The organism is Acidisphaera sp. S103 (genome assembly GCF_009765975.1).
Taxonomy (GTDB): Bacteria; Pseudomonadota; Alphaproteobacteria; order Acetobacterales; family Acetobacteraceae; genus Rhodopila.
This window is the reverse complement of the sequence record NZ_LMUJ01000023.1, coordinates 1-6,790: the sequence shown is the minus strand read 5'-3', so window position 1 is coordinate 6,790 and position 6,790 is coordinate 1. Positions and strand designations below refer to the sequence as shown.

Sequence of the window (6,790 nt, the reverse complement as noted above, 5' to 3'; positions counted from 1 at the left end):
CCCGCCACGATCGCCGGATTTACCGGCATCCACGACGCGATCGACCTGACGACGCTGAGCGACGGTGGCAACGATGCCACCACCAGCTTCGACACGCTGACCAATGTGTTGACGGTTACCGGCGACAATGGGTCTGTCGCGTTGCAACTCGGCAGCGAGGACTACACCGGCAATGCCTGGACGGCGCAGAACGACGGCAGCAACGGCGTCGAGGTCACCCCACTATGCTTTTGTGCCGGCACGTCTATCGCCACGCCGCAGGGGGACGTGCCAATCGAGCGCATTGGCATGGGCGACCTGATTCTGACGCACACCGGCGCGGCGCGAGCGGTACTCTGGGTCGGCACAGGCCGGGTCTTGGCAACGCGCGGGCGGCGCGGCGCGGCGACGCCGGTGATCGTGCGCAAAGGAGCGATTGCGCCCAACGTGCCGAACCGCGATCTGCGCGTGACCAAGGCCCATTCGCTCTATTTCGACGGCGTGCTGGTCCCCGTCGAGTTTCTGGTCAATCACCGCACCATCCTGTGGGACGATCATGCGCAAGAAGTAACGTTGTATCATATCGAGCTGGAAACGCACGACGTGCTGGTAGCGGACGGCGCGCCGGCCGAGAGCTATCGGGATGACGGCAACCGCTGGCTGTTCCAGAACGGCAACACCGGATGGGACGGGCCGCCGAAGCCGCCTTGTGCGGAGGTCCTGACCGGTGGGCCGATCGTCGATGCGATCTGGCGGCGTCTGCTGGATCGCGCCTACCTGCTCGAGGCCGGAGCCTCGCTCCAGCATGGGCAGGCTGGTCCTCGTCCGCATCAGCTCTTGACCTCAGATCCGGATCTGCACTTGCTGGTGGACGGACGTCGCCTGGACGCCAGACAACGAGCCAAGTCCGCGTACATCTTCGCCGTGCCGGCGACGGCGCAAGTGGTGCGCATCGCCTCCCGCGCCGCCGCGCCCGCCGAACTGGGTCTGGCGCGCGATCCCCGGGTCTTGGGCGTCGCCCTGCGCCGTATCGTGGCGCGCGCCGGCAGTCGGTTCAGCGTCATCGACGTGACGGATGACCGGCTGGTCCAAGGCTTCCACGGCTATGAACCAGATGACGACTTGCGCTGGACCGATGGCGATGCGGCCCTGCCCGTCGATTTGTTCAACGGCTTCGGCGATCGTGCCGAAGTCGTGTTGGAGGTGTGTGGAACAACGCAGTATCGCGCGGACGACCAATCCGGCCAGGCAGCAGCTTAGTATCCGATCGCGGAGAAGCTTGAGTTGTGGCCACCTTTCAGGGCGAGGGCGGCTACCGGCCCGCAAACACCCCTGCTCGCCTGAATGCCTTAACGCAAAGCTCTCCCCGCCACCGACCGAGCCTCAGATCAATGCGATGAAGCGATGAAGCACGGGTCGATGTTCGGCCGGGACACGCCAGGCGCGAACCCCCGCTTTTGGCAGCGGCGGGATGCGCCATGACCAGTCCAACCTTCCTGCTCTGCCTGCCAGCTTTGCGAGAAGGAGCACTCTGGACGACTGCGCGCGACCTCAACCCCTCCCCTTTCGGACGATGAATTGTGGTGTCAGTTCAGTTCCGGAATAGCATTGAGGCCATATTGCCATCGCGCCCGGTCCATGCAACGCTGACGTTAGCGCTAACCAAAAATATAGAGGGTCGTCCAGCATGTCTGCAATCACACGCCGCGGCTTGATCGGTGGGCTGGCGGCAGCGCCGCTTGCGCGGCCGGCCCTGATCAGGGCGCAGACCACTTCCAAATCCATCCGTATCGGCCTGCTCTCGGACCTTAACGGCCCGTTCCACGACGCCGGCGGCGTCGGCAGCAAGGTCGCTGCCCAGCTCGCGGTGGAGGATTTCGGCGGGTCGGTGCTCGGCCGTCAGGTGGAGGTCATCCAGGCCGATAATCAGAACAAACCGGATGTGGCAAGCGCGCTGGCCCGCCAATGGATCGACGAGGGCGTCGATGTGCTGGCCGACGGTGCCGCGTCCTCCTGCGGCCTGGCCATGCAGGAAGTTTGCTACGAGAAAAAGCGTATCTTTCTCTGCACCGGTTCGGCCACGTCCGACATCACCGGCAAGCAATGCTCGCCCTATGGTATTCAGTTTGATTTCGACACCTATGCGCTGGCGCATGTCACTGGCGGTGCGCTGGCCAAGGCGGGCGGTGATTCCTGGTATTTCATCACCGCCGACTACGCGTTTGGCCTGGCGCTGGAGCGCGATGCAACCGCGGCAGTGCTGGCCTCCGGCGGTAAGGTGCTGGGCCACGCGCGTTCCCCGATCGGCACCAGCGATTACTCGTCTCTTCTGCTACAAGCGCAGTCGTCTGGCGCGAAGGTGATCGGTGTTGCGATCGCCGGCATCGACATGCAGAACTGCGTCAAGCAGGCACACGAATTCGGCGTTACCCGTAACGGCACGCGGATCGCGACGCTGTTGACTCAGGCCTCCGATCTCGTCGGCCTGGGCCAGGAAGTCTGCGAAGGGCTGGTGTTCAGCGACACGTTCTATTGGGACATGACGGATGGCACGCGCGCCTTCTCAAAGCGGTGGGTGGCCAAGATGGGTGGCGGCATCCCCGGCATCCAGCATGCCGGGAATTACAGCGCGGCCTACCATTGGCTGAAGGCGGTCAAGGCCGCCGGCACGACGGGTGCCGATGCTGTCATGGCCGAGATGAAGCAAACGCCAGTCAACGACTTCTACAATAAAGAGGTGAAGGTGCGCGAAGATGGGCGCGTCCTGCACGTGAACTATCTCTGGCAGGTCAAGCCGCCTTCGGAGGCCCGCTACAAATACGATTTTTGCAAGCAGCTCGCGGTGGTACAGCCGGCGGATGCCTGGCGGCCGCTTTCGGAAGGCGGATGTTCCTTGGTCAAGGGATAGCGCGGCGCTTGCGTGTCCGCCACATGCAGGCCATGCCGGGCCGACCGAGCCATGACGATCAGAGTCAAGCGCTGGCACGCCTGATTATCTCAAACCCAAGATCGACGATCGCCCGCCCCGAAGAACGTCCGGAGAGGCGGTTCAGCAGCATATCGGCTGCCCGTCGGCCTATTTCGTAGCGAGGGAACCGAAGGGTCGTCAGTGGTGGCGACACACTCTCCTGAAGTTCGCTGTCGTCGGAGCCAGCGATTGCTATTCGGTCGGGAACGATCCAGCCACGCCTGTTGGCTTCCAGCAATGCTCCCGTCGCCAACACGTCTCCCGAGAAGAAGACCGCGTCAATCTCCGGTACTACCTCAACCAGATAGGACAGTGCTTGGCCTCCGCTCTTCAGGCCCGGCGGGCTTTCGATAACGATCCTGGGATCGGCCAGGAGCGAGGCATGAGAGAGCGCGTTTAGGTAACCGGCCTTGCGCTCGGCTGCCCGGTCGTTGTCCTTCGTCGGCAGGCACACGAAACCAATATGGCGGTATCCGCGCCCGAGAAGATACATCGTCATCGCGCTCGCCGCATCGCGGTTCGAAAAGCCAACGGCCATGTCGATGGGCTGTTGAGCAAGATTGCCGGTCTCGATGCATGGGATACCGGCTTCCAGAAGCATTGCGCGGCCGCGCGGCGAATGTTTCGTATTATGCAGAATAATGCCGCAGACCCGTTGCCCCAGGAAGGCGCGAATCGCGATCTCTTCTCCCTTGAGTGAGTAGCCGCTGTCAGCGATCATCAGGGGGTGCATGGGACCGAGGATGTCGGAGACACCCTTGATCGTTTCGGCAAATAGCGAATTGCGCAAACTAGGAACGATCAGTCCGACGATGTCAGTCCGGCGCGACGCCAGGCTGCCGGCGACCCGGTTGGGAACGTAGCCCGTTGCATCGATGGCTGCCTCTATGCGGCTCAGTGTTGCCGGCATGACGCAGCTTCGATCCCGGAGCACACGAGAGACGGTCATCGACGACACGCCCGCCATTGCAGCGATATCCGCCATGCGGGTACCGCGGCGGCCGTGCGTCTCCTCTGAATCGGCCGTCTCCTTCACCGTCCTCCCTCCACCGTCCGCGGCCAGCCCCAATCCACGGTAACGCAATCCCTAATCTGGTCAGAAAGCCTTTTTGAGTCTTGCCCGCATGAACACTCCAGCATACGTTCGCGCTAACGTCAGCAGGCGATATGTAGCCTATACTTATCGATAAGGGGAGAGGTCAGCTTTGAGCCGTTCAGCACGCTTCCGGGAACTCTTGAGGACACCGCCATTCGTATGCATGGGCGCGCACGACGCAGTCACGGCCAAGCTCGCGGAACAGGCTGGTGCTCCTGCCATCTATGTCAGCGGCTTTGTCGCGTCGGCGATCGTGGCGGGTGCTCCTGACGTCGGCCTGCTCTCTCAGACCGAGATGTTCGATCACATCCGCCGGATTTGCCGCGTGACGAATATTCCCGTCTTCGCGGATGCGGATACAGGCTACGGCGGCGTTCTCGACGCCGCACGAACCATTGCCTTGTGGGAGGAAGCTGGCGCTTCAGTCCTGCATCTGGAGGACCAGGCGCTTCCGAAAAAATGCGGGCACTTCGCCGGCAAGCAACTCGTCAGCCCGGAGGAGATGCAACAAAAACTTCGCGCCATGCTGGATGCCCGCCGCGATCCTGATTTCTTTATCGTGGCCCGGACTGATTCGTTGGCGGTAACTGGCCTGGACGACGCCATCGCGAGGCTGACCGGCTACGCCAAGGTTGGTGCGGACGGGCTGTATGTCGATGCAATCGAAAGTGTCGAACAGATGAAAGCAATCAGTGACCGCTTGCGTCCGCTCGGCAAGCCGTTGCTGTTCAACATGGTGCGATCTGGGAAAAGCCCGTTTCTATCATTGAAAGAAGTCCATGAGCTTGGCTTCGACTACGCGTTGTGTCCCGTTGAGCCAATGTTGGCGATGCACAAAGCGGTCAAAACCATGATGGAACGTTTCATGGCCGAGGGTTGTTCGACCAACGCCGTTGCTGGCCTGATGACACCTTTCGAAGAGTTCAATGAGTTTGTCGGGCTCTCCGAGATGATCGGGCGCGAGCGCCGCTATACCCCGTAGAAGACGCGTTCGGCGTCAAACAGCGAGCCGGCGGTCAACAGGGCAACCAGCGATGCGGTTCCTCTGCATGGGGAGCGAGGAGCCAACCGCTCGCAACCCGCGGGTCTTCCATTGATCGTGCTGAGTATGGCAAGTGTGGCCCGCAGCCGGTCAGAGCAACGTGGTGGCCGAAGGAGGAGAAATGTCTCAAGTCGAAACGAGCCGGCATGGGCGTATCGCAGTGCTGACGATGAAGCGCCCTGACGCCGGCAACCGCATAACCCAGCAGATGGCGGAGGAGCTGACAGCCGGCCTGGACGTCGCGCGCCGTGATGCAACCGTGGCCGGCTGCGTGCTGACAGGCTATGGCGACGTCTTCTGCCTCGGCGGTGACTATAAGGGGGCGGGTCCCACCTCGGCAGGCCGAATGGAATTTGGGCGGGCTCACATAGACCTGCTCAATGAGATGGCTCGCTTGGGCAAGCCGCTGGCCGCGGCGGTGAACGGCAATGCGCATGCCGGCGGGTTCAGTCTTGTTATCGCTTGCGACCTTGCCTTTGTCGCCGAAAAGGCGACGCTCGGTCTACCGGAAGCTGCCCACGGGTTGTTCCCGTTTCTTGCTCTCGCGATCGTCCGCGATGCGTTGCCCAAGAAGCTTCTGTTCGATTTAGCTTACAATGCCAGGCTCATGAGTGCGGAGGCAGCTTGCTCCCTGCACTTAGTTAATAAGGTCGTGTCTCCGAATGAGGTTGTTTCCGAAGCAGTCAAGGCCGTCGAACAAGCCACTGGCGGCAACCCGGATGTGCTGGCTCTTGGTCGTGATTTGTACTACGCCACGGGTGGTCTGAGCCTTGCCGAAACACTTGATCAATCACGCTTTGCTCTTGGCGCCGCGCTGGCAGCGCGAGGCGAACGCAGCCAATGATGACTTGAGTCAATGAACAGAGTTGATCCGGTTTGGTGGAGCCTGTGAGACTGGTTCTGTTAGCGCTCGTGCCAGCAAGTATTGTGGGTTGCCACTACGCAACAGTTTTGAGAGTGTTGGAAGCCGCCTGAAAATCTCATCCTTCATTGAGCCAGCTATACTTGCTGGCACGAGCGCTGACAGAACCCGACCGCGAGCCTTCTGTCTGCTGGATCCATCGACAGGCCACGCGTCACCGCCCAGGACTTGAACACGCCGTCCAGTTCGAGACGCAGGTCGTAATGCAGGCCGGTCGCCGCATGCTCCTGGATGATAAAACGGCGCCGGTTTATGGCGACGATCAAGGCTTCACCGCTGGGTTCCTCCGTCTGGGTGAAGTCGCGCTTCACCTGGTAGGTCGAAAGCTTCTTGCTTGCCGCCACACCCGCGTCAATTGGAAGGTTGGAAACTGGTGCCCAAAACATCGAGCAGACGCCCGGTCCGCTACGTCCATTGCTCTAAACGACGGGATTGACGGTGAGTTCCGCCTATGGCGTCACATAACAGATACGCGACCGAGACCGTGACGTCTGACAACGGCAGCGAGCGTGGGCCGAGAATCCCCGACAGGGCATTTGGTCTTACCGGTGTCAAAGGACAGTAACTGTGAAAAGGGTGGCTCGTCTCGACTGGTCCGTAGTGTTCGTCGCAACGAGCCGCCGATCGCCCGTCTCGCGGGCGCCTCGGCAATCCCGGGCGTGGTCACGCCATTACGTCGACCCATCTCAAATGCCGAGTTCGATACGCAACCGCTCCCCTCCTGGCGTCGATGCTGGTTGTGCGTCAGCAGGCGCCTTTCGCCCACCGCCTACCCGCGCCGTT

General features: G+C 61.6%; 6 protein-coding genes. 4 read left to right on the top strand and 2 right to left on the bottom strand.

Features of this window, described 5'->3' with window-relative positions; all coding sequences use genetic code 11:
- Nucleotides 1-1,239, top strand: a 1,239-nt coding sequence (locus GSQ89_RS02125) for a Hint domain-containing protein (protein ID WP_174254818.1), incomplete at its 5' end; no start/stop codon positions are given.
- Between the two features lie 427 nt (nt 1,240-1,666).
- Nucleotides 1,667-2,887, top strand: a complete 1,221-nt coding sequence (locus GSQ89_RS02120; protein ID WP_158921545.1) for an ABC transporter substrate-binding protein — start codon at nt 1,667-1,669, stop codon at nt 2,885-2,887.
- A gap of 64 nt (nt 2,888-2,951) precedes the next feature.
- Here GSQ89_RS02120 and GSQ89_RS02115 read toward each other — a convergent pair whose 3' ends face one another.
- Nucleotides 2,952-3,983 carry a LacI family DNA-binding transcriptional regulator gene (locus tag GSQ89_RS02115; RefSeq protein ID WP_158921543.1) on the bottom strand — a complete coding sequence of 344 codons (1,032 nt, stop codon included), beginning with the start codon at nt 3,981-3,983 and terminating at the stop codon, nt 2,952-2,954.
- Nucleotides 3,984-4,152: 169 nt separating this feature from the next.
- On the opposite strand from GSQ89_RS02115, the gene GSQ89_RS02110 reads away from it, so the two are divergent.
- Both GSQ89_RS02110 and GSQ89_RS02105 read left to right on the top strand, forming a co-directional pair.
- Nucleotides 4,153-5,025, top strand: coding sequence for an oxaloacetate decarboxylase (locus tag GSQ89_RS02110; RefSeq protein WP_158921541.1), 873 nt, complete (start codon nt 4,153-4,155; stop codon nt 5,023-5,025).
- Nucleotides 5,026-5,206: 181 nt separating this feature from the next.
- Nucleotides 5,207-5,929, top strand: coding sequence for an enoyl-CoA hydratase/isomerase family protein (locus GSQ89_RS02105; protein WP_158921539.1), 723 nt, complete (start codon nt 5,207-5,209; stop codon nt 5,927-5,929).
- A 155-nt stretch (nt 5,930-6,084) separates the two neighbouring features.
- Here GSQ89_RS02105 and GSQ89_RS02100 read toward each other — a convergent pair whose 3' ends face one another.
- Nucleotides 6,085-6,393: a DNA polymerase ligase N-terminal domain-containing protein gene (locus tag GSQ89_RS02100; protein ID WP_158921537.1), complete on the bottom strand. Its 309-nt coding sequence runs from the start codon at nt 6,391-6,393 to the stop codon at nt 6,085-6,087.
- Between the last annotated feature and the right edge of the window lie 397 nt (nt 6,394-6,790).